This window comes from Agarivorans sp. QJM3NY_30, assembly GCF_050870855.2.
Taxonomy (GTDB): Bacteria; Pseudomonadota; Gammaproteobacteria; order Enterobacterales; family Celerinatantimonadaceae; genus Agarivorans.
Genome location: NZ_CP194038.2, coordinates 2,285,701 through 2,309,607, shown reverse-complemented (window position 1 = coordinate 2,309,607; position 23,907 = coordinate 2,285,701). Strand labels below are relative to the sequence as shown.

At 44.5% G+C, this 23,907-nt stretch carries 22 protein-coding genes; 12 read left to right on the top strand and 10 right to left on the bottom strand.

Annotation, left to right across the window (positions count from 1 at the left end; genetic code table 11):
• Window positions 1-9 precede the first annotated feature (9 nt).
• Entirely contained in the window at window positions 10-642 is a 633-nt protein-coding gene (locus ACRRSX_RS10605) for a TetR/AcrR family transcriptional regulator (RefSeq protein ID WP_432453241.1), read from the bottom strand.
• Between the two features lie 148 nt (window positions 643-790).
• Here ACRRSX_RS10605 and rssA point away from each other — a divergent pair, with 148 nt between their 5' ends.
• Window positions 791-1,705: a patatin-like phospholipase RssA gene (gene rssA, locus ACRRSX_RS10600; protein ID WP_432453242.1), complete on the top strand. Its 915-nt coding sequence runs from the start codon at window positions 791-793 to the stop codon at window positions 1,703-1,705.
• A 181-nt stretch (window positions 1,706-1,886) separates the two neighbouring features.
• On the top strand, window positions 1,887-2,828 hold the full coding sequence (locus ACRRSX_RS10595; RefSeq protein WP_432453243.1) for a YeiH family protein: 942 nt from the start codon (window positions 1,887-1,889) through the stop codon (window positions 2,826-2,828).
• 12 nt (window positions 2,829-2,840) lie between these two features.
• Here ACRRSX_RS10595 and ACRRSX_RS10590 read toward each other — a convergent pair whose 3' ends face one another.
• A complete protein-coding gene (locus ACRRSX_RS10590; RefSeq protein ID WP_432453244.1) occupies window positions 2,841-3,008 on the bottom strand; it encodes a hypothetical protein in 168 nt (55 codons plus the stop codon).
• Between the two features lie 181 nt (window positions 3,009-3,189).
• Between ACRRSX_RS10590 and ACRRSX_RS10585 the strand changes: the two genes are divergently transcribed.
• A complete protein-coding gene (locus tag ACRRSX_RS10585; RefSeq protein ID WP_432453245.1) occupies window positions 3,190-3,633 on the top strand; it encodes a hypothetical protein in 444 nt (147 codons plus the stop codon).
• An 18-nt stretch (window positions 3,634-3,651) separates the two neighbouring features.
• Here the strand turns inward: ACRRSX_RS10585 and ACRRSX_RS10580 are convergent, their stop codons facing one another.
• The 4 genes from ACRRSX_RS10580 to ACRRSX_RS10565 all read right to left on the bottom strand — a co-directional run bounded on the left by ACRRSX_RS10580 (window position 3,652) and on the right by ACRRSX_RS10565 (window position 6,980).
• Window positions 3,652-4,473: a lipase family protein gene (locus ACRRSX_RS10580; RefSeq protein WP_432453246.1), complete on the bottom strand. Its 822-nt coding sequence runs from the start codon at window positions 4,471-4,473 to the stop codon at window positions 3,652-3,654.
• 90 nt (window positions 4,474-4,563) lie between these two features.
• On the bottom strand, window positions 4,564-5,124 hold the full coding sequence (locus ACRRSX_RS10575) for a hypothetical protein (protein ID WP_432463263.1): 561 nt from the start codon (window positions 5,122-5,124) through the stop codon (window positions 4,564-4,566).
• 57 nt (window positions 5,125-5,181) lie between these two features.
• Window positions 5,182-5,925 (bottom strand): alpha/beta fold hydrolase, encoded by a 744-nt coding sequence (locus tag ACRRSX_RS10570; protein WP_432453248.1) that lies wholly within the window; start codon window positions 5,923-5,925, stop codon window positions 5,182-5,184.
• 44 nt (window positions 5,926-5,969) lie between these two features.
• Complete coding sequence (locus ACRRSX_RS10565; protein WP_432453249.1) at window positions 5,970-6,980, bottom strand: DUF2817 domain-containing protein; 1,011 nt, start codon at window positions 6,978-6,980, stop codon at window positions 5,970-5,972.
• Window positions 6,981-7,230: 250 nt separating this feature from the next.
• Between ACRRSX_RS10565 and ACRRSX_RS10560 the strand changes: the two genes are divergently transcribed.
• The 3 genes from ACRRSX_RS10560 (at window position 7,231) to ACRRSX_RS10550 (ending at window position 9,779) form a co-directional block, all read left to right on the top strand.
• Complete coding sequence (locus tag ACRRSX_RS10560; protein WP_432453250.1) at window positions 7,231-7,923, top strand: sensor histidine kinase; 693 nt, start codon at window positions 7,231-7,233, stop codon at window positions 7,921-7,923.
• A 33-nt stretch (window positions 7,924-7,956) separates the two neighbouring features.
• A complete protein-coding gene (locus ACRRSX_RS10555; protein WP_432453251.1) occupies window positions 7,957-8,724 on the top strand; it encodes a DNA repair protein in 768 nt (255 codons plus the stop codon).
• Between the two features lie 98 nt (window positions 8,725-8,822).
• On the top strand, window positions 8,823-9,779 hold the full coding sequence (locus ACRRSX_RS10550; protein ID WP_432453252.1) for a methylenetetrahydrofolate reductase: 957 nt from the start codon (window positions 8,823-8,825) through the stop codon (window positions 9,777-9,779).
• Window positions 9,780-9,851: 72 nt separating this feature from the next.
• On the opposite strand, the gene topA is transcribed toward ACRRSX_RS10550, so the two are convergent.
• The gene (gene topA / locus ACRRSX_RS10545) at window positions 9,852-12,494 is read right to left on the bottom strand and encodes a type I DNA topoisomerase (RefSeq protein ID WP_432453253.1); all 2,643 of its coding nucleotides are present in this window, start codon (window positions 12,492-12,494) and stop codon (window positions 9,852-9,854) included.
• A 300-nt stretch (window positions 12,495-12,794) separates the two neighbouring features.
• Between topA and astB the strand changes: the two genes are divergently transcribed.
• On the top strand, window positions 12,795-14,135 hold the full coding sequence (gene astB / locus ACRRSX_RS10540; RefSeq protein WP_432453254.1) for an N-succinylarginine dihydrolase: 1,341 nt from the start codon (window positions 12,795-12,797) through the stop codon (window positions 14,133-14,135).
• A gap of 122 nt (window positions 14,136-14,257) precedes the next feature.
• On the opposite strand, the gene sohB is transcribed toward astB, so the two are convergent.
• Window positions 14,258-15,283: a protease SohB gene (gene sohB, locus ACRRSX_RS10535; RefSeq protein WP_432453255.1), complete on the bottom strand. Its 1,026-nt coding sequence runs from the start codon at window positions 15,281-15,283 to the stop codon at window positions 14,258-14,260.
• A 107-nt stretch (window positions 15,284-15,390) separates the two neighbouring features.
• Window positions 15,391-17,847, bottom strand: a complete 2,457-nt coding sequence (locus tag ACRRSX_RS10530; RefSeq protein WP_432453256.1) for a VolA/Pla-1 family phospholipase — start codon at window positions 17,845-17,847, stop codon at window positions 15,391-15,393.
• A gap of 148 nt (window positions 17,848-17,995) precedes the next feature.
• Between ACRRSX_RS10530 and ACRRSX_RS10525 the strand changes: the two genes are divergently transcribed.
• The 5 genes from ACRRSX_RS10525 to ACRRSX_RS10505 are packed head-to-tail and all read left to right on the top strand — an operon-like array spanning window position 17,996 to window position 22,071.
• Entirely contained in the window at window positions 17,996-18,757 is a 762-nt protein-coding gene (locus tag ACRRSX_RS10525) for a YciK family oxidoreductase (RefSeq protein ID WP_432453257.1), read from the top strand.
• A gap of 20 nt (window positions 18,758-18,777) precedes the next feature.
• Window positions 18,778-19,677: a LysR family transcriptional regulator gene (locus ACRRSX_RS10520; protein WP_432453258.1), complete on the top strand. Its 900-nt coding sequence runs from the start codon at window positions 18,778-18,780 to the stop codon at window positions 19,675-19,677.
• A gap of 37 nt (window positions 19,678-19,714) precedes the next feature.
• Window positions 19,715-20,461: a 5-oxoprolinase subunit PxpA gene (locus ACRRSX_RS10515; RefSeq protein WP_432453259.1), complete on the top strand. Its 747-nt coding sequence runs from the start codon at window positions 19,715-19,717 to the stop codon at window positions 20,459-20,461.
• Between the two features lie 3 nt (window positions 20,462-20,464).
• The gene (locus tag ACRRSX_RS10510; protein ID WP_432453260.1) at window positions 20,465-21,130 is read left to right on the top strand and encodes a 5-oxoprolinase subunit B family protein; all 666 of its coding nucleotides are present in this window, start codon (window positions 20,465-20,467) and stop codon (window positions 21,128-21,130) included.
• Window positions 21,118-22,071 carry a biotin-dependent carboxyltransferase family protein gene (locus ACRRSX_RS10505; protein WP_432453261.1) on the top strand — a complete coding sequence of 318 codons (954 nt, stop codon included), beginning with the start codon at window positions 21,118-21,120 and terminating at the stop codon, window positions 22,069-22,071. Before ACRRSX_RS10510 ends, ACRRSX_RS10505 begins: the two co-directional genes overlap by 13 nt.
• Here the strand turns inward: ACRRSX_RS10505 and ACRRSX_RS10500 are convergent.
• Window positions 22,060-23,904 (bottom strand): glycerophosphodiester phosphodiesterase family protein, encoded by a 1,845-nt coding sequence (locus ACRRSX_RS10500; protein ID WP_432453262.1) that lies wholly within the window; start codon window positions 23,902-23,904, stop codon window positions 22,060-22,062. The genes ACRRSX_RS10505 and ACRRSX_RS10500 overlap by 12 nt on opposite strands.
• Window positions 23,905-23,907: the final 3 nt, after the last annotated feature.

The following is a 23,907-nucleotide window of genomic DNA, read 5'->3' as shown; positions in this document are numbered from 1 at the left end:
AGGTATCTATTAATTTTTAAACAGTCCACGAGCCAACAAAGCAATGTTATGTTCTGCCAGTTTCAATAATTTATCTTTTGGCAGACTAATGTGATTGGCCTGCAATAAACGCTCCGGGATCAAAAACGGAAAGACCATTAAACTCATAAAGCTCAACTGAGCTAATTCAGCATCAACCCCTTCCGCGAAAGAGCCCTCTGCCGCTAAACGTTGAAATAGGCCCTTCCCCAACAAACGGCCAAGATTTTGCAAAATTAAATTCAATTGCTCGAGACTTTCATGGTTGCCGGGCATACTTGCCAACTGAAAGATTAGCTTCGGAAAATGAGGATTATCGGCCATCGTTTGATAATAAATACGCATTAAGTCATTTAAGCTGCGGCTGCCTAGCTGCGCCGTAACCTGCTGTAAAGTAGCAAACACCGGACTGGATACCGAGCTTAGCATTTCGCCAAATAGACCGGCCTTAGATCCGAAATAGTAAGCAATTAAGGCAGGATCTAATTGCGCCTGCTTACCAATCATCCTCAACGACACTCGGTCATAGTCCAACTCAATAAATAACGCTGTTGCCACCTCTAATAACCGTTGCCGGGCTTGACTCTCACCTTTCGGTCGACCGACTTTATTTTTTGAATTCATTACTTTTTCCTATTCATCAGCTATAGAATAGTTTACTGAATAGCTACACAAATCACCTCATATATTGGCACAATTAACTCAATATAAAACGGTGAAAACGACTTGTTTCGCGTCATTAATATGTGCATCACCCCCGAGGAGGTAGTCCATGGCCAAACGAAAAGACAGAGTGATCGGCTTAGCACTTGGCAGTGGAGCCGCCAGAGGATGGGCTCACTTAGGCGTAATTTTGGCATTACGTGAGATGGGGATCCGTCCCCACCTAGTCGCAGGCTGCTCCATTGGAGCCCTTGTTGGCGCGGCTTATGCGTGCCAACGTGTCGACCAATTAACCAACTGGGCGCTAGGATTATCTAGTTGGCAAGTATTCAACCTTATGGACTTTTCGTTCTATAAAGGGGGGCTATTAACTGGTGAAAAAGTGTTTAACGCCGCCGAGCAATATATTGGACGTAGCAATATTGAGCAATTAAGTATTCCCTTTGGTGCTATCGCAACAGAGTTGGGATCGGGGAAAGAAGTGTGGCTGCAGCAAGGCCGAGTCCGCGATGCGGTCCGCTCTTCCTGTGCCATGCCAGGCTTAATGGCTCCTTACCAGCTGAATAATCAATGGTTGGTGGATGGCGCTTTAGTCAATCCCGTTCCTGTTTCGCTATGCAGAGCCATGGGCGCCGATGTGGTGATTGCTGTCAACCTAAATAGTGACAAGTCTCACCTCAATAACTTCGACGATGAGCTTAAAGATAGCACTAGTGAACCCGACCAACCCTTCTTACGCTTATTGGGCGGAGGTAAAGAATTTTTAACATCAATGCTGGCAAGCATCAAACAGAATAATGATGATCGGTCACCGGGAATGATCGGCGTTATGTCGACCTCAATTAATATTATGCAAGAGCGCCTTACCCGGGCCCGTATGGCCGGCGATCCACCTGATATTTTGTTAAACCCTAAATTAGGTAGTATTAGTGTGATGGATTTCCACCGCGCCGAAGAAGCGATTCAAGAAGGACGGCGAGTCACCGAGTTACTACAACCACATATCGAAGAAGAATTGAGATAAAAACAGCTATATTGATCTAGGAATATTATTGATTACTTTAATCAATAATATTGATAACGACAAATTAACTTCTATTAAATCAATTATTAATGGTCAATTATTGCTTTTTTTCAGGTCTTAATTAGCCATTTAACTAAACCATCAGTGCTCTATAATAAAACTTCACAGTTAGGGGCACGTTATGCTGAACAAATTAAAACTTTTATCGACTAATGATTATCTATGTATTGCGGTTGCTTTATCAGTATTAACCCCTTGGGTAAATGGGCCGGGAGCGCTGATTATTGGTGCATGTTTAGCCAGTTTAGGCTTGACGCCAAACAACATAAATATCGGCATAGTCACCAAGCGTTTGTTAGCCATTTCCGTAGTTGGCCTTGGCTTTGGCATTTCTATCGAGCAAGCCATTGAATATACCCAAGCAGGCTTTGGTTTAATTGTTGGCTCTATCGCCTTTACCTTATGTTTAGGTTTTGTGGTCGCAAAGTTGCTAAAAGTAGAGCGAAAAACGGCTTATCTCATTTCTGTGGGTACCGCGATTTGTGGCGGTAGCGCAATTGCCGCGGTTTCTCCCGCGATAAAGGCCAACAGCAAGCAGATTTCCTTAGCCTTAGCCACCGTATTTATTCTCAACGCTTGTGCTTTATTTATCTTTCCACTGCTAGGACACTTACTTCACCTCAGCCAAGTCCAATTTGGTTACTGGGCGGCGATTGCCATTCATGATACGTCTTCTGTAGTCGGCGCTGCCGCAAGTTATGGAGACCAAGCCTTAAACGTTGCTACCACCGTCAAGCTGGCAAGAGCTCTATGGATCATTCCAGTGGCCTTAATTAGCGCGGTATTATTTAAAGAAAAAGACGGTAAGCTTTCGGTACCTTACTTCATTTTGTTTTATATCTTAGCAATGTTGGTCAGTAACTATGTGCCAATATTTGAGTCACTTTATCAAGGTTTATTTAAGGTATCGAAACAACTACTCGGGGTTTGTCTGTTTTTCATTGGTTATGGGCTTACCACAAAAAATATTCAAGCGGCTGGGATGAAACCCTTACTATTAGGCCTTAGCCTATGGTTTAGCATTGCTAGCGCATCATTACTGATTATCCTCGCTTATTATTAACATCGACGATGTTCAGCTTTCATGACTGGCTTTTTCATCCTTAGCTTTAAGCTTGCTAGCCAAAATCAACAGTAAGCTAAGGAAAGCCAAAGATTCAAAAATCAAACGCATCAACTCGCCACTAAAGACCGATAGTAATAAAAATAAAGGGATAAGTATCCACAACAGAGTCTGTAACATATTGGCTCCTCATTTAAGCAAGCTAAGCTTAAACCAATCAAAGGCCGTAACAAATTCCGAATATCCATAAGCTAGTTCACTCGGGTATAAGTGAGAGGCAGACGCAAAAAGTAACAAATATTAGACTTACATCACGTTTTTGTTAAAATCGTCAGCAATTATTGAAATTAATGGCAGAAACATGCTTCAAACATTGCTCTACAGAATACTATTTCCTTTCATCATCGTAATACTCGCTATTATCCTACTGATATTGGAAATGCAAAAAGTTACCCTTGCCGAATTTTATGGAAAGCAGCTTAGCCTTAAAGAATACCTCAATTGGTTTTCTACTCATCCCGTGAATACCATCGATGTACTCGAGGTATTGCGTGCACGACAACCCAATACTCACGGTGGCAATAGTAAAGACTGGTGTCCAAATATTCATTCTGAGAAGGGCTTTATTAGCATCAGCTATCTAGGTGACCAAGCGATTTGTTGTAGCTTAGGTAAGGGGCAACGTTACGTTTATTATAAAGAAAATGAACAAGAACTGACGATACTCTGTGGCCGCTGGCCTCGAACCGAGACCCTCACGATTAACAAAGCACAACTGAAGTCAGCGCGCGCTTATGCGAACTGATGGAATACTTTTTTGCAGTTAATGCTCGTCAAAATAATCTTTATTTCGAATATATTTACGCATGTAATGATAAGTAAAAGGCAACAGCATCCAGCTAATTAGCGACTTCGACATTCGATACCAAGTGGGCGTATTCTCATATATTTTCTCATCATGTAACCACAGCATCCTCCCGACATGCCAGTAAACAAAAGGCAAAGGAGGTAAGAAAGTCACAATATCTAAGTCACAACAGATTCGATAGGTTTTACGATGAAGTTTATAGTGACGCTTAAAATTCCACAGTCCGGTGGCTGGCTGACCGAAAGTTACCACCCGCTTCACTTTTTTGGGATATTTACGCTCTAAGCGATCGGCGACTAAAACCGCCATTGCACCGCCAGAGGAATGTCCCGTCAAAGTGATTTTTTTCCCTTGTGTCATCAGTGGCAATAATACTGACTCCAGACGCTGGTAGACACTGCACTTCTGTTTCCCTCGGTTTGGATCACAACTCATTTGCTCCAATAACTGTAAATAGCCCCAATGCACATGGTAGTAAACATGCTCAAACTGATAACGTCTGGGGATAAAAGCCAAATTAACCAGCCAATCTAATAGATTGGTAGAACCACGAAATACCACAATCACTTCACTCTTATCGGGTTTCCACAATACCCGCGTGGTTGAGCGTCCCCAACGGTCAAATATCTCTTGGTAACGATAATTATCCAACTGATCTTGCATCTTACCTAGCGCCGAAGGATAAGCCAGACGGCAAAGCACCGCATAACGTTCATACTGATAACGCTTTAGTTTTTTAAGCTTAAAGTTCGTTTCAAGTGCAAGTGAAGAGTCCAAACAGTAAATCCCGATAAAATGGTTCGCCTTATTGAACCACAGCTCTCGGTCTACAATATGACAGTTAGATGAAGCCCTTAATAAAAGGGCCTATTTATGCTCGTCTCGAGACATTTGAGCATAATAATCAAGCCAAAACTGCTGTGCTCGCTGGGGTTCGGGTAACACAGCTTGCCAGCGATAATCATTGGCAAATTTATGCAACACAAAAAAACTGAGCGCTTGACTGCCGCGGCCCTGATTGACTTCAAATTTTCCCCAGGCCGAAGCAAAAGTCGTTAATGGCGGAAATATCATCTGTAGCTCAGCTGTCGAACAAGCGAGCTCTGAGCTTGGAAAATCAACCATATAAGACAACTCAAGCCAGTTCTGAGTTTGACTAAGCTGTTGCAACTGCTGAGTAATGATTTGATCTAGGGTCAATTGCACTGCCACTAAACGACCGCTTAACTGCTGAAACGTATCAGACAAACAACTTGAACTAGTTGGTAAGGTGATCTTATAGCGACCATCTGCGGAGAGCTTAATTGACTGAGCCTGATCAATTGTCAAACTTAATAAAGGATAAGCACCTTCGATTACCTTTAGCGATAGCTGATTCGCGAAACCAAAAGGACTACACAACAAAAAAGCAATCATCCATTTCAACATCATCATTCCTTAGGCGTTGATATTCACAAGACATCTTAGTACAAGCTAGTTGAGCCGCTAGCTTGGGTCAACCAAACTTAACCAAGAGCTCAATTGATTCACCGTCCACTCCGCGTCATCTAGCGGTAAATCATGACCAGCACTTGGATGCTGCTTATGCTCACATTGCCAATGAGTCGCCAATACCTCACTACAACGGCAATCAACCAGCTTATCTTGGCGACTACTGAGGAGCAAAGTAGCCACTTTAGGTTTATCGGTACAACGAAACCGAGCGGCTGCCCAAAGCTGCCGCAAACTATTTTGCCAAGTCACCGGATACTGCTCTGACCAACTCAACCAACGCGCTAATACACCTAAATGTTGCATAGGGGCACAACTGGTTAACTGTAAAATTTTGAGCTGACGCTGGAAGCGATTAACCGTGAAAAGTATCGACAAAATCTTGCCCAAGCTTTGCCAACGCAAACGTTGATAAAAAGGAGAAAAGCTGGCGTTGCTAGAGTTAATCAAAGTTATTGAATTTATTTCTTCAGGGAAATGGGCTTGCCAGTCAACGGCAACCATCCCACCTAAAGAGATGGCGACAATATCAATCTTGTCGTTATTGAGCGAGCTTAAACGTAACTGTATACGCAAACTTTGACGCATCGCCGTAATAGAGCGAGGGCTGCGCAAGTGGACTAAATCACCATTCCCCGGAAGATTAAAACTCAACACCGTCCGGTTTGGAAACTGGGCTTGCAATTGTTCCGCAAAATCCCCCCAGTGACGACGTTCTCTGATCAAGCCTCGTAGCAATAATATAACCCTACCCGACCGACTTACAAGATGGTTTGATGATACTAGTACCACAGTTTCCTCGCTGCATGTTTCGCCGACGCCAAGCCGTCGACCTGATCGAAGCTTTGCCATGAATAACTCACATTAATTAAAAACTCCATCAGTACCAAGTGTCGCCGCATGACTCTTTGCACCCGATGCGGCTTCATTGGATGATACAAACCTAAACCACTAAAAACCTGCAAAGGGTTTTTCTTGAGCCATCGCCAAGATCCCATTTCTAAAGTAAGAGGAAGAAATATGCCGGGCCTTGATAAAGATTGCTGATAGCAATAATCCCAGAGATCACCGTGACACCGATAATGTTTGGTCTGCGGCTCAAACAAGTAATTCTGATGTGGGTAACTGGCAAAAAAAATTTCCCTTAGGCGATAAACCCAAGCAATATCATCGATAGGCTCAGCAGCTGATTTTGCATAGGGAAACCAGATCCTATCCGCATGACCAAAACCACTATGGCAATCGAGCACTAAGCTAAAAGGCCGTCCATATAAGTGCTGCTGAACAAATTGACACAAGGCCGCAGCCTCTTGCTGCATCGGTTGATTAACAGCACCACGATACCAAGGCAGGCGAGCACTTAAACGTTGCCCACCAACCATCCAAGTGGCGCCACACTCGGCGACTGCCGGAGAGTTTCGCATTAAGTCCACGCCCTCTGCGTTGGCTCGCCGCTGTAATAACATCCCCACTGGATTTACGATGGGAATAAATAACAATTGCATATGTGACAGCAAATTTTGCAACTGCTGATCCCAAGCCAAGCGAGTGAACAAATTATGCATAAAAGACAACACCACTTGGCTGCCAATACGCTCCACACCATGTACCCCAGCCACAAAACAAATCGCAGGGTCGCGTTTATTTTCGCTCCCTAAACGAATCGCCTGTACTGGATAATTAATACCTTGGTACGTTATCGAGCTAATCGTCTCCACCCGTAGCATACGTTGATGTTGAGCCAACAACGCTTGTAGTTGCTCCATCTCTGGAAAAAGAACTCGATTTAGCATCTTTATCTCTATCACGAAGGCTTGTGAATTACACTTAACCAACGGTGATGACAGCAAGATGACAATCATCCATGAAACCAAACTTTCGAAATTATTTAGCCACAAACTGTTCAGAACTAATACATCCAGAGTAAAACGTTTAATGAAGAGACCCAGCTTAAATAGACAATCTCTCCCTCATATGGATTCATTTTGGGATGCGGCTTGGTTTCAGTTACACTTGTATTGACAGCATAAAAAAGGAGCGACGATGCCGCTACACAACCAGCTAGATTTTTCGACCGTGTTAGCCACTGCCGTGCACGATATGAAAAATTCATTGTGTATGTTAACCCAATCCACCGAAGCGATCGCTCTTCGTTCCAAACAGTTGGGTCGCGAAGATAGTGAAGAGCTATCGCGACTTCATTATGAAGTATCGCGTTTAAATGGTAGTTTGATGCAGTTGTTGGCTTTATATCGCTTCGAAAAAGAACAAATGCCAATGACCATTGAGGAGTGTTATATCGAAGATCTACTCAATGACATTTATTACAAAAACCAAACCTTTATCGAGCAGGCTAATATGAGCGTGCAAATCGAAGTAGAAGAAGGTTTAAGTTGGTATCTCGACGGCGTATTGGTAGATTACCTACTTAATGATATTGTAGTAAACGCACTACGCTACTCTAAAAAACAAATTAAAATTTCAGCGAAACAAGCCGATAGCTACTTATGTATTCAAATTGATGATGACGGCGATGGATTTCCCCAAGAGATTATCGATTTGGCCCACGCTGAATTAGCACCAAGTTTAGACTTTTTAAATAATCGTAGTGGCTTAGGTTTGTTTTTTGCGAAATTGATCGCTAAAGCACACATAAATTCAGGTAAAGAAGGTAGAATTGAACTAAATAATGGAGGCTTACTTGAAGGCAGCCGTTTTAGCTTATATCTCCCGTAGAACAAACATTTAGGATATTTTTTCGGTTAAATTATGGTATTTACCTTAATATTGCTCGGCGTCGGCACCCTACTATTTTTAGTCATCGGCTATAACATGGTGCAGCAGTTTAAACAAAAACAAGAAACAGAACGTCGCTTAGCCATTGCGAAGCAAAAAGCGATCATCAATGAAACCGAAGAATTATTATTACATTCTTCCATTCTTCCCTACAGTAAAGAATTGGTGGAAACCCTACACTCTCGTATTTTACAAGCCTTAAACCATATCCGTACTACCGATCCAACAGTCAAGGGCTTGAACAATCGTATTCGCGCCACCAAAGGGCAATTAAGCCAAATCAAAGGTTCAGGTGGCGAGGTTAGCGATAGTGCCTTCCGAGCCCCAGATACCGATAAAGATGCTTTACAAATGCTTCAAATTGTTAAAAAAATTCGTGCAGTTGTTCGCTCAGAACACGCCAAGGGCCGTTTAAATACTCAAGTATTCGTCTTAGAAGATCGCCGATTAGAGTTAATGCAACTAAAAATTAATATCGAGAACGCCTTAAAACGCGCCATTGAAGCTCAAGCACTACGCCAATGGGGCAGCGCTCGCCAATTACTCAACAAAAGTATTTCCGCACTGAGTAACATTTCTGATCGCGACGCCTACTTAGAACAAAAGCTCACCGACATGAAACGGATGAATTCGGAAATGAGTGAGAAGCTCAAATCGGCCAGTCAACAACAAGTACAAGACTTAGCCGAAAAAGAAACGGACGAGCTTGACGTCTTATTCCAGCCCAAGAAAAAATGGTAGTTTGGGCGGATTTTTAACGCGATCTCTTTCGCAACTGGGGATTTTTAGCTTTCGCTATGCGAAAATGAACTCAATTATTCCTATAAGCTTTACATATCATGCGCAAAACACTGCAACAAATTTCTAGTGATAGCTCCCATGGCGTCTACTTTATTGGTACGACGCCGCCCAAAAAAAACACCGATATAGAAAAAGTCAGCGCGATTGCAGACAAATTATTATCTCGTCTTGATGAACTGGATTATGACGGTTTGATTGTTTATGACATTCAAGATGAGAGTAGTCGAATTGATAAGCCTAGACCCTTTCCTTACATGCAAACCCATGACCCAAGGCTATATGCACAATTATTAATGCAAAAAAGCCAACGTTCGGTAATCACTTATAAGAGTGTCTCACAACGAAATGAAACTGAGTTTGTAAACTGGCTAAAACAGGCCTGGCACCAATATGGAATTCGTGACTTAGTATTAGTAGGTAGCCCGGCAGCTAATTCGGAAATAAAGCTGAGCTTAGCGGACGCTTATCAAGCTTTAGCCAACCAAGCCCCAGAGTTTTACCTAGGCGGCGTGACCATTGCAGAGCGTCATGCGAAGAAAGGGGATGAACACCTAAGGTTACTGCACAAAATGGAACAAGGCTGCCGCTATTTTGTCTCACAAGCAGTGTATAACGCTCAAGCAACCATCGATATGTTAAGCCGCTATGCCCATCAATGTCGTGAAAACCAGCAGCAGCCACAGCGGATCATACTCACCTTTTCACCTTGCGGTAGTGCTAAAACCCTCGAGTTTATTGAATGGTTAGGGATTTCGGTTCCAGAAGCCACTAGTTTACGTATTCTCAATGCAGAAAAACCGCTAAACGAATCAATTTTAATTTGCTACAACAATCTGGTGCAGATCTTAGAAACCTGCTTGCCCTTAGGGATCCCCTTGGGTTTAAATATCGAGAGTCTCACCAACCGCAAAGAAGAAATTGATGCTTCGATCCTGCTCTACAAATTACTAAAAGCCACTATGGATAAGAAGCTAGCACAACAACAATTACGATGAAATAAGCAGTTATTCTGAGCGAAAACAGCAATAATAAACATTAAAAAAGGAAGCTCTCGCTTCCTTTTTTATTTAATCCGCCTTCGCCGCTTTTGGCTTCTTACGTTTATCTTCAATCACCCATTTATTATCGGTAAAATAGGCCCGCCAACCAGTTGGTTTACCTTCCACCTCAGAACTTAAATATTGCTCTTTGGTTTTACGACTATAACGCACCAAAGTTTTGACCCCATCGGGATCTTCCGTTGGGCCATCGGCCAAATAGTAAAACTTCTCGGGTAAACGATCTTTAAAGCGTTTCAACTCTTCAACCAACGGCGCTCGAGTTTCACGCGAGCGTGGAAAGTTACTCGCCGCCATAAATATCCCTGAAGCCCCGTCACGCAATACAAAATAGGCATCGCTATTCACACAAGGTAACTCAGGCAAATGCACCGGATCTTCGCGTGGAGGTGCAACCTCGCCACTTTTTAATATCTTACGAGTATTACTACAATCTTCACCGGTACAAGCCATATACTTACCAAAACGGCCGGTGCGTAACTGCATATCATTGCCGCATTTCTCACACTCAACAATCGGCCCATCGTAACCTTTGATTTTAAAGCTACCTTGCTCAACCACGTACCCGTCACAATCTGGATTATTACCACAGACATGCAACTTACGAGTTTCATCGATGAGGTAACTATCCATCGCGGTCGCACAAATTGGACAACGTTCTTTCGCACGCAGAGCTTCTGTTTCTTGCTCTTCTACATTCGCCGCGACCGCTTCTTCTCCGGGGATAAGATTAATGGTGCATTTACAGCGCTCTTTGGGAGGGAGCGCATAACCAGAGCATCCTAAAAAGACCCCGGTACTGGCAGTACGGATCCCCATGGGACGTCCACAATCAGGACAACTAATGTCAGTGATGACGGGGGTATTGCTACGCATCCCATGCTCATCATCATCAGCCTTGCTTAATTGGCCTTTAAAGTTCTTATAAAATTCATTGAGAACCTGCTTCCATTCAAAGCTACCATCCGCAACTTCATCCAAGCGCTCTTCCATTTCAGCGGTAAAGTCGTAGCTCATCAGATTTTCAAAGCTTTCACATAGCCGTTCAGAAACAATTTCGCCCATTTTCTCCGCATAAAAACGACGACTTTCGGTACGCACGTAGCCCCGATCTTGAATTGTGGAAATAATCGATGCATAAGTTGAGGGCCGTCCAATACCACGTTTTTCCAACTCACGGACTAAGGAAGCTTCGTTAAAACGAGCCGGTGGTTTAGTAAAGTGCTGCTTAGAATCAAGCTCAACCAAGTTTAATACATCACCTTGGCTAACCGCTGGTAATACACCGTCTTCATCTTTTTTAGCTTTGCCTACCGGTTGTACTCGCGTCCAACCGTCAAAACGTAATATTTTACCCTTCGCTCGCAACTCAAACTGACCCGCACTCACTGTCACAGTGGTTGCGTCATATTGCGCATCGGTCATCTGACAAGCGACAAATTGACGCCATATAAGATCGTAAAGTTTCTTCGCATCAGCATCCACACCATCGATATGGTTCCCTAAGACGTTCACATCCGAAGGTCTAATCGCTTCGTGTGCTTCCTGGGCTCCTTGCTTGCTAGAATAACGCAAAGGATTTTCAGGAAGATAATCTGCCCCGTAATTATCGACGATATAGGCCCTACCAGCCTCCACAGCGTCGTTGCTCAAGTTTGTTGAGTCAGTACGCATATAGGTGATGTAACCCGCTTCATAGAGCCGCTGAGCCAACATCATCGTTCTTTTCACACCAAATCCAAGGCGAGTACTCGCTGCCTGCTGCAAGGTCGAGGTTATGTAGGGAGCTTTTGGCTTAGAACGAGTCGGTTTATCTTCACGCTTAGCAACTTTATAAGCCGCTGTTTTTAAACTACTTACTGCCGTAGAGGCTTGTTGTTGAGTAACCGGCTTAAAGGGCTGGCCATTTTCTTTGACAACTTCAAGACGAAAGTTTTTCGCTTGTTGGGTGGCTAAGTCAGCATGAATGTCCCAATACTCTTCTGGGACAAAAGCTTTAATTTCACGCTCCTTCTCCACCACAAGCCGAACCGCGACTGACTGCACTCGACCCGCCGATAAGCCACGAGCAATCTTTTTCCACAACAATGGAGAAACCATATAACCAACCACTCGGTCAAGAAAACGGCGGGCTTGTTGGGCATTCACTCGATCCATATTCAGTTCACTGGGCTGAGAGAAGGCATCTTGAATCGCAGACTTGGTGATTTCGTTAAATACAACTCGCTTAAAGCGGCTGTCGTCACCCCCAATAATTTCTTTTAAGTGCCAAGCAATCGCCTCTCCTTCGCGGTCTAAATCGGTCGCGAGATAGATGGTGTCGGCATTTTCGGCGAGGGTTTTAAGCTCATTAACAACTTTTTCTTTGCCAGGAAGAATTTGGTAATTAGCTTGCCAATCTTTCTCCGGGTCAACGCCCATCCTAGACACTAAAGCCTTTTTGTCTTTTGCTTGCTTTAATTTGGCTTTTTCTTCTGCGCTTAAGCCTTTGGTAGAAATCGGTGCCGCCTTCTTTTTATTGGTGTTACTGCCGCTACTGGGCAAATCACGAATGTGGCCGACACTCGACTTCACCACGTATTGGCGGCCTAAGTATTTATTAATCGTTTTTGCTTTGGCTGGTGATTCCACGATGACCAGTGATTTACTCATATTCTTCTTATTACCGATTAAGTCCGTCAATTATCTTTGTACGGAGAGTAGCAGACAGTGTGTTCTTTTTAAAATTGCTCGAGACTCAGCATAGGTCAATAACTTTTTTAATTCTTTGGTTTATTGGGTGAATAATTAAGCACTCGACCAGCTAAAAACAAACTGATAACATCTGAAAGTCTCGTAATCGCGTAGAGTTATACGCTTGATTTTCTTTATATGCCAATATAAATAACCATTACTATAAAAATTTTCAATAAAAGATAACTCATTTTTGATGAGCGTACTGAAAGGAATATTATGAAACACTTCGAAGTTAATTTTGACGGTTTAGTGGGCCCTACCCACAACTATGCAGGACTGTCATTCGGTAACGTGGCCTCCCTTTCTAATGCTCAAAATGCATCGAACCCGCAGCAAGCAGCCAAGCAAGGCTTATTAAAAATGAAAGCCTTGCATGACCTAGGACTGTACCAAGGCGTACTCGCGCCACAACAACGCCCCGATCTTAACTTACTTCGTCGGATCGGATTTACTGGTAACGACAGCCAACTGTTGCAGCAAGCCGCTGCGAAAGCACCAGATGCCCTACTCGCCAGCTATTCAGCCTCCAGCATGTGGACCGCCAATGCAGCCACGGTTTCACCAAGCGCCGATACTGGCAATGGTAAAGTACATTTCACCCCCGCAAACTTAACCAATAAACTACACCGTTCTATTGAGCCCGGAGTGACAGGCAACATCTTAAAAGCAGTATTTGCGAATCCTAAATACTTCGAACATCACCAACATCTACCAGAAAATGATTACTATGGCGACGAAGGTGCAGCAAACCACACTCGCCTGTGTAGCAATTACGGTAAGGCAGGTCTTGAGCTATTTGTCTATGGGCGCAGTGCCGCCAATAGTCAGCAAGTGGCTCCAAGTAAATTCCCTGCTCGACAAACTCTTGAGGCCAGTCAGGCTGTCGCCCGTTTACATGGTTTAGATAACGATACCGCAATGTTTATTCAGCAAAATCCAGCGGTGATAGATCAAGGCGTATTTCATAATGATGTGATTGCCGTCGGGAACCAAAATGTACTGTTTTATCATCAACAGGCATTTTTAAACTCACAACAAGAAATTCAGCGTATTCAGCATTATTTCGGCGAAGATAAGCTCCATTTTATTGAAGTTAACGATCAAGAAGTCTCTGTGAGTGAGGCGATAAAGAGTTACTTATTTAATACTCAAATTATTACCACTGCGCCTGGAGAAATGGCAATTATCGCCCCAACAAACTGCCAAGAATCCGATTCAGTTCGTCGTTACCTTGAGAACTTAGTGACTCGCAACACGCCGATCAAGCAGGTGCATTATTTCGATGTAAAACAGAGTATGAGTAACGGTGGCGGCCCAGCCTGTTTACGCTTAAGGGTCGCCCTTAATGACATGGAACTAGCGGCGGTGAATCAGCATACTCTGCTCAATGAGCAACTGTTTAACACGCTTAACTGCTGGATTGATAAACACTACCGAGATAGCTTAAGATTTGATGATCTACGAGATCCACAACTGATCACCGAGGTGAACACCGCCCTGGATGAACTCACCCAAATTCTTCAGCTTGGATCCATTTATCCTTTCCAACAAGCCTAAAAAGAACCAATAAAACAATACGTTAATACAGTGATTACAACCGTAAGCTAGCTTACTGATTAATTAAGACACAAAAAAGCCTGATGAACATGATCAGGCTTAATATTTTACATCCTCTTAATTTATTTCGTCCAATCCCAAGATTGCGATTGCAGCAGTTTCATCATGCCTCGCTCTACCCCGAGACTAGCTGCTTGACTTAATTTTTCCGCCAACTTTTTCTTGCCGTGATATTTAAACTGAACGACTTGCTTGTCGGCATAGTGTTGCATCAAGTAGTCATCACTGGTGCTCACCTGATCGATAAGCTTCAAACCATAGGCTTGAGTACCATACCAATGCTCACCCGTCGCAACCTTGGCAATATCAAGTTGTGGACGAAACTCTTGTACAAAATCTTTAAATAGGATGTGAGTTTCTTCCAACTCCGCTTTAAATTTAGCACGAGCCTCATCGGTATTTTCACCAAACATGGTCAAGGTGCGCTTGAACTCACCGGCAGTCAGTTGTTCAAATTCAATGTCATGGTTTTTTAAGACTTTATTAAAGTTAGGAATTTGAGCGATAACCCCAATAGAGCCGACAATCGCAAACGGAGCAGCGATGATCTGGTCGGCAATACAAGCCATCATATATCCTCCACTCGCCGCAACCTTATCAACGGCAATGGTCAGTTTAATCCCTTTCGCCTTGAGTCGCTTCAGCTGAGATGCCGCTAAGCCATAGCCATGCACCATACCACCACCACTTTCAAGCCGAACCAACACTTCATCGTCTTGCTTGGCGGTAATTAACACTGCGGTGACTTCTTCGCGGAGGCTAGCAACCTCCTTCGCATCGATACTGCCTTTAAAGTCAATCACAAATAAGCGTGGTTTTGACTGCTCTGCGGTATTTTTTTTATCGGCTTTTTGTTGCTGTTTCTGCTGTTTTTTATACTGTTTAAGCTGTTCTTTATTCATTAGCGAGTCATTCAAATGATCCTCGATCTGATGATGACGCTCACTCAGATCTTTCAGCTCTAACTCACCACTCTTATGCTTATTCTTAACGGAAGCCGCCACAATAACCACAACAACCGCAATAATGGCGATAACAATAGTTATCGCCTTGGCAAAAAACAAACCAAATTCAATCAAGAAATCCAAACTTTTACCCTCATCAATTCAAGCAGCTATTAGTACCATAGCTTGAATCACGAGCCAAGTAACAAAAAAGGCCTGCACAATGCAGGCCTAGTAGCAAATAAACTGACCTATTGGGTTGCAGCAATCACTGAGCTATCATTCACGACCACCGTGGCATTCCCGGCATCAGCGCTTACCGCATAACTAACAAACTGAGTTTGCATCTCCAAAGTAGTGGCTATGCTAGCGCTGGGACTAATTAAGGAAGCATGCGCGCCTTGACTAAATCGAACTGCATAACTGCCTGCGGAGGTCACCTCTGTCCCCTCTAAACCCATCGCTGAAATTAACGGCTCGGTACCAATTAACGGTAGTCCAGCTACGCGATTGGGAATGGTTTGGTCACCACTTTCGCTACTGCCATCCCCCACCACTTCGTGCAGTAACACTGGCATAGCAAAACCATTCTGACTAAAGTTTAACGGATCTGCGCCATCTACAACCGTTTGTGCCAAGGAACTAAACACCGAGGCAAAGGCTGGGTAATTGGCATTAATCACTAGTGCCGCCGCCTCAGGGTAACGAGCTTGATAAACGGCAAATTGCTCTAATGCTGTGCCACTGTCGTTGTCGACAAAACCTAAACCCGCAGCAACCAGAGCTAGATAACCAGTGTTCGCTTTCAAACCAGCTTCCACTGCTGGTCCAAAACTAGGGGAATACAAAAACACTCCAGCAAGTCCTCCACCCGGTACACTAAGTGCGGCACTGTCTAAGCGATAATCAACATCCATTCCATTCACGGTCACTATTTTCGCCAATGCAGCAACTGGGATCCCAACAACCGAACCCAAAGATTGCCCTACAAAATGCACCTTACTGCCATCTAATTCAGCAGGCGCGGTAGTGGCTTGTAAAGCGGCCCTCAATGCCAAAATATCGGCACTCGACTGACGCAAGTTTTCCCTAATACTCAAAAAACTACTGAGATTGGCAAACACTTGAGCATCAAGATTAGCACTTAGGTCTGGCTGACCATCCCCATCTAAATCAATGGCTCGGCTACCATGATATGGCAAATCAATCGCCACCACAGCATAGCCTTGTGCCGCATACCCAGCAGCAATACCTGCCGCCGTTTCTTTCAAAGTGGTAATGCCATGTTGGAACATGACTACCGGCCAACCATTGGCAGGCATAGTTAGGTTAGTCAATAGCTTGGTATCGGGCAGATATACATCAACCTTAAGGTTGGCCATGCTACGAGTTTTCGGTAAAGGGTTATAGGCGGTTAGATGATGATGAACGTCAACCAACTTCGTATTCCCATTTTCGATATAAGTCAGTCCCGACAAATCAGCTTGCGCTAACATTTGTGCCGCGCGAGTCGTATCACCCGCACCAACCAAGGTCCCAAAAGTAGTAACATCAAAACCTTTAGCGGCAGCTTGCGCCCAAAAACTTGTGGTACTACCTTGATTGGCAAAGTCACTATTGGTTTGCAGCAGTTGTAGTATGGCTACTGGGCTGTCAGTTTTGGCTTGTGCCCACTGATTAACATCGCCACCCCCAAGATCGGGATGATCTAAATCGGATAAGTAATAAGGCACCGTCAAACTTGATGTGTAATATTTTGCAGCTGCAAAACTTGGCTGGCTGGCCCCTAATACCGTGTTGGCAACATCTTGCGCGGTACTGCCAGTATCCACTAAGGATGACAATGATAATTGCCCCATCAGCGCCATGCCGCCATATACCTGTTGCAAACTACTTAATACCGGGTTAACAGACTGGGTGGTAAATACTGCCGTATAACTGATTGTACCTTCAACGCCTCGCGCAGCGAGCAAAGCATTATTCCAATTGGTTAAGCTCTTCAGCGACTGAACGGTCGCACTATCTTCAGCCTTTGGTACTTCACTTAACAAGGAATAACCCGTCCCAGCGTCCACAGAACGTCCATTCTCATCGTACAATTGCTCGCTCACCACCACCATATAAGAACTCGCGGGGGCGAAAGGTTTCAGTGGTACGACTACCAGTTCACCATCAGCAAAATTAACGGTATAGTCTTCCCCGTAAACCAACTGCTGGTCGATGCGACAAGTTTGACCAGCCACAAAACTGCCACCATTTTCGCTCACATCACTACAATCATCGGCAAAACCTGAAGCCCTCACTTTAAATAACAACAGCCCATCGGCAAAACTGGCATTATCAAGTTGTACATCAATTTTGTCGTTATAATCATCCTCATTGTCACCGTAACCCAGCGGGATCCTAAATGGTACGCTGGTTTGCCAACCGTCTAATGCGCCTAACACCTGAGTAATATCTCGGTATTCTGAAGTACTCACAATTTCAGCTTCACTCGGTAAATTAATGGTCCCATCTAAGCTGCCGCTAAATAGTAAGTTATTGGGCGTTGAGACATCGCCGGTCAGAGGATTGAAGCGAATTTTTACTGAGTTGGGGACTTGGGCCGTGCTATCATCTGCAAAATCTAATGGCGAGTTGCCACCGCAGCCCGCCAGAGATACTGACGCAAATAAAGTAATCGTTGTTGCTATTCGGGACAAACGCATATTCGCAAATTCCTTTTAATAGTAATGGTTCACAACAGCACCATAAACACCATTTAACATTTTTGCAACAGGTCTAACCAGATGAATAAACAGTTGTTTAACTATTGAGTAATATTTGTGCGCTGTCGCACATCTACAGGAATCAAACATGAGCAAGGAAATCTTTCCTCAACAATTTCAGGCGAGTCAGCATGAATTGAATGACAAAGTCATTCTCGTCACCGGTGCCGGAGACGGGATTGGCCGCCAAGCAGCCTTAAGTTTTGCCGAACATGGCGCGACCGTAATTTTGCTCGGGCGAACAGTAAAAAAACTAGAAGCGGTTTATGACGAAATCGAAGCTTTAGGCGGTCCGCAGCCAGCGATTATTCCTTTAGATCTGAAAGGTGCAAGCCAACAGAATTACCTCGATATGGTTGCCACCATAGAATCACAATTTGGCCGTTTAGACGGTGCATTGCTTAACGCCGCCAATCTTGGGGTATTAAGCCAATATCTACAAATTGATGAAGATCTTTGGGATCAACTAATGCAAGTCAATCTAAAATCGCAATTTTTACTGAGTCAAGCGTTGATCCCATTGATGCTGAAAAGTCAAAATGCGTCCTTGGTATTTACATCATCCGGTGTTGGTAAAAAAGGCCGTGCTTACTGGGGGGCTTATAGTATCTCAAAGTTCGCCATTGAAGGGATGTCGCAAGTCATTGCCGATGAGTTCGAACAAAGCGCTTTGCGCTGCAACTGCATCAATCCAGGAGCCACTCGCACCCTGATGCGGGCCAGCGCTTATCCCGGAGAAGATCCAAAAAGCTTAAAAACGCCACTCGATATCATGCCGAGTTATTTATACTTATTAAGTGACGCCAGCATCGGTGTTACTGGCAAAAGTATCGATGCCCAAGCCAAGTAATTGATAGCAACGGATTGCCTATGACCCCTCCTTTTCGCGCAAAAAGCACCTTGGAACAATGGCGGATCTTCCAAGCTGTTGTTGACTATGGCGGTTATGCCCAAGCTGCGAGTCAATTGAATAAAAGTCAATCTTCGCTCAATCATGCGGTGAGTAAACTGCAAGGTTTATTAGGCGTACAGTTACTCGAAGTAAAAGGTCGCAAAGCCTACTTAACCCCTATTGGTGAAGTCATGCTGCGACGTAGTAAGTTGCTCAGCCAAAACATTCAAGAGCTGGAAGTTCTGGCGGCAAGCCTAGAGCAAGGCTGGGAACCTAAACTAAGTGTAAGCTGCGACGCCGTGCAATCTAAAGCACCAGTGATCAAAGCCCTGAAGGCATTTCTGCCTGACAGTCGAGGCACTCGTATCGAATTGCTGGATAACGTATTAGGTGGTTCGGACGAAGCCATTTATGATCATTCTGTCGACATGGTGATTACGCCGATCCTCCCGCAAGGAGTACTTGGCGAGAAATTTGGTACTGTCACGATGCTGCCAGTGGTACAACGTAATCATCCACTGGCAAAAATAGCGGCATCGGTATCCATTAACGAAGTAGTACAGCACCTGCAATTGGTGGTTAGAGATACAGGAAGTCATCCTCACCTCGATCGTGGTTGGTTACGCGCCGAACAACGCTGGACCTTTAGCGGATTTAGCCAAGTACTGGAAGTTCTCAACCAAGGCTTAGGTTTCGCTTGGTTACCCGATCATATCGTCGCGCCTTACTTGGAAGATGAAAGTTTAGTAGAACTTAATATCCTAGGAGGCGCTGCCAAAACCTTAGTGACCTATTTAGTGATATGTCGACCAGAGCAATTGGGCCCAGCTGGACAACACTTTGCGAAGATACTACTACAATGCAGCAAACAGCGTTAGAGATGAACCAGCTCTTAAACCTCAATATGGAGTCAAGATGCGATTAAACTGCGATATGGGTGAAAGCTATGGTGTATGGAAAATGGGCGCCGATGAGCTAGCCATGCCCTTTATCGACATGGCAAACATTGCTTGTGGCGGACATGCTTCAGACCCTCATGTCATGAGTCAAACCATTGCTTTAGCTAAACAGCATCAAGTACAAATTGGTGCGCATCCGAGTTATGCCGATATCGCTGGGTTTGGTCGTCGAACCATCGCCTACCAACCCGAGCAATTAAGCCAAATCATTCTCGCTCAAATAGGAGGTTTACAAGCGCTATGCCGTTACCAAGCAACTCAGATCCACTATGTGAAACCTCACGGCGCGCTGTATAACGACATGCATTGTTCAGCCCAGATATTTGAGGCGGTGCTCAAGGCTGTCGCTAGTTTAGAAGGCGAAATTAAACTCATGGTATCGGCCAGTTTAAGCACTGGTTTTGTCAGCCGTTTAGCGGAGCAATATCAAGTTGGCTTAATCAAAGAGGCTTTTTGTGACCGCCGCTATTTGGCCAATGGTCAGCTGCAGTCTCGAGAACTAGACGGTGCGGTGCTCAGCCAGCCCAATGACTTATTGGCTCAAGTGAACTTACTGCAGCAGCAACAACAAGTCATCTGTAGTGATGGCAGTCGCCTAAATATTAGCGCAGACACCCTCTGCGTACATGGCGACAACGCAGCGGCAGTTGCGCAAATAAAATTGATTAAACAAATCCTAGATCCACAAACAAAGAGCCTCTAAAACATGTTTTGTATCGATTGGGTGAATGAAGACAGTCTCTTACTCAGCTGTAAGTCCCCCCAATTTCAGGCCGCGTTACCGAGCCTCGCGGAGCAACTTAAGCAAAATATCAAGGGCGTAAACGATGTTATCGTTGCGTCTGACAGCCTACTCTGCATTTTCGATTATCAAACTGAGTTAAATGATCTGGAGTCGCTGTTAAGCCGTTTTCAGTTGACTCGTCACTCAAAACCCGTGAAAACGATACACGTTCCAGCTTGTTATGATCCGCGTTTAGGCCCCGACCAAGAGGCAACCGCCGCACATTTACAGCTCAATGTAAAACAATTAATCGAGTTGCATTTGGCTGGTCACTATCAAGTCAAGGCGATCGGCTTTATGCCCGGTTTCGCTTACTTATCAGGTTTAACTAAATCCCTACAACTCCCCAGAAAATCCACCCCTGCAAGCCATGTAGCAGCGGGCAGCATCGCGATTGCTGAAGACATGAGTGCTGTGTACCCGGCAGCGAGTCCCGGCGGTTGGCATGTCATCGGTCAAAGCCCAATGCGTTTTTTTGACCCCTCAAGTCAAGATATGTGTCCGGTAAAAGTCGGCGATCAGATCCGCTTTTACCAAATCAATTTTCAGCAATTTCAACAATTACAGGCGAAAGCATGTCTCCGGTAGGTCAATTAAGCGTATTAAGAAGTGGCCCACAAACCAGCGTAGTTGACCAGGGCCGTAGCGGTTATCAAGACATCGGGATCAGTCCAGGTGGCGCTGCGGATTTACATGCCTTTCTCTGGGCTAATCGACTACTCGGTAATGCACCAGGAGCTGCAGCCCTAGAAATTGCCATTGGAGGCGCAACTTTCCAATTTAACCAAACATGCCAAGTCGCGGTTTGCGGTGCAGATATGCCACTCAAGGTGAGCGGCGCAAGTCGCAATCCCCAACCCGCCCCTTGGCAGAGCTTTACGGTTTTGGCTGGCCAAAGCTTGAATCTTGGCACTGCACGCTCTGGATTACGATCATACCTCGCCATTAAAGGTGGTTTACAAGTGAAAAAACAGTTAGGGAGTGCTAGTAGCTCAATGCGACAAGGTTTAGGTCTTTTTATGGGCCGCTGGTTAAGTCAAGGGGATCAACTCAACTATCTAAGTTCTGCAATCGAGCCCAGAAAACAAACACCGAACCGTTTCATACCAGACTATAACCAAGCCTTATGTTTAAATTTGATCCCCGGCTATCAATTTCATCAGTTTTCAAGGCATGCTATCCAAACCCTATGTCACCAAACCTACCGAGTGAGTGCTCTGAGTGACCGAATGGGCATTCGTTTGGATGGAGTATCCCTCGATAGCGTCCCCGCCAGTGGCGAATCAGAACCTATCGCACTTGGCGCCGTGCAAGTGCCTCCCAGCGGACTCCCCATTGTATTATCGATCGACAAACAAACCATCGGTGGATATCCAAAGTTAGGTTGTATTTCTCGCTTAAGTCTTTATGCGCTCAACCAACGTCGAGCCAAACAAACCCTCAAGTTTCAGCTCAGCTCTTGGCAACAACAGCGTCAATACTGGTTGCAATTTCAGCATTTTTTTAATAATGAACAACTAAAAGTTTAGCCAATATCGAAAACCATTCAGCAAGTGCTCCACTTCGCTCAATTGCTCAAGCCGCTGAATAGTCTGCAGTGCCATGATCGGCTCATCGGTAATTACGCCATCAACCCCTAGATAGTACATTCGTTCAACCTCACTGACTCGGTTCACCGTCCAAACGTAGATTTTCTGCTCGCGCTGCTGAGCACTGAGTAAGCGCCAAGGACTAACCCACTGTTGATTCACCATTAACATATCTGCGTTCTGAAGCAAACTCGATTCACCAAAGCTGGCAGCCGCAATAAATGCAGTTTTGACTCTCGCCGCCAACGGGGTACCTTTAATCAATTGCTTAAGATAATTGAGTAACTCCGCATCTAAGCTACTGACGACCACCGGATATGGGTAACGCTTGAGTTGAGTCAGGAGTGCAGGTACTAAATCTAGAGAATCGTCATAACGTTTTAATTCTAGGTTCAGCGTGATCTGAGCAGCACTTTTAGCTAACCACACAGATAAAGGCTGAGGAGACGGGAGCCCGGCAGCAACAAAAGCCTGCTGAACCTGAGCAAAATTACTCAGATGCACCACACTCGGATCGCCAGTTAAACGTCCTAGATCACGGTCATGAACGACCACTATTTGTCCATCGGCGGTGAGTTGAATATCAATTTCGGTCATGCTTAAACCCAGTTCAATAGACTTTTGCAAACCCGCTAAGCTATTTTCTTCAGCCAAATAACCACCAGCGCGATGGCCCATAACCGAGAATTGACTACTCTGAGCAAAACGTTGGGTAAAACTGTCCACTTCATCAGCGAACTCATTCGCCGCAAGTAATAGACTCGCCAGCAATAGCAATCTAAAACCTAAATGTAAGCGATGATTTTCTTTTAATACCGCTTGATGTTCATTGGCTAATTTTCCCCTTGTCTGCTTAACCAACACTTTAAACATATAAAACTGAATACAGGCATAGAGCCAAGTATCCAAGAAGCTTAAAACTGATCCCCCCGCCAACAATGCAAAACTAAATAGCACTAAAGCTAAGTTGGATAACTGCTGTGGATCCCACCAATCAATAGTCACATGCAACAACCAAATAAATGCAGCAACCAGCACCACAAATACCAAGGTTCTTAGCGCTAACCAAATTACTGTAATAAGTACAATCCACTTACGCTGGCCCTGAGCTAAATCGGTAGAATCTCGCAACTGGCCAAGCAGAGTTCGCCTTTGTAACATGCAAAATGGCAAAGTAAACCACCACTTCAGCCATTGATTCGCCAGCCAAAAAGTGACCGGCAAACCGCCTAAACATAATACACTGAGAAAGAACCACAGCTGACTTCGCTGCATGGTGAGATAGTAATTAATGTCCCAATCGGCCAGCATCAGTCCAAACAGCCAACGACCAACAAATAACAAGCTACAACAAATGCTAATCAGTAATACTGATTGCAAAAAAGCTAAACCCGCAATCGACCAAGCGCGACGTAGCAATAGATGAATCGCTTGAGAAATTGAACGCCGATTAACTTCATGCTGAGCCAACAATAAGGTGAGTACCCCCTGTTGCAAAAAGAAGTTAAACAAAGCCATCGCAACCAGCCAAATCGCAAACAAATAACCACTGGGGGAGAGGAAAAAACCGAGTAACTGCTGATTTGCAACGCCCTGTAGGCCATACAACGACATCAGTGATTCACTGACCACAATGGTGAGTGGTGCGAAGGCCGCGAGCCAGCATGCTTGCACCAACAAATAGGCTGCAAACATTGCCAAACCGCGGTGTTTAAGAGTATTCGCTAGGTAGAAAAAAAAATGCTGACAGCGATGCCATAGAGCGAGCAACATTAA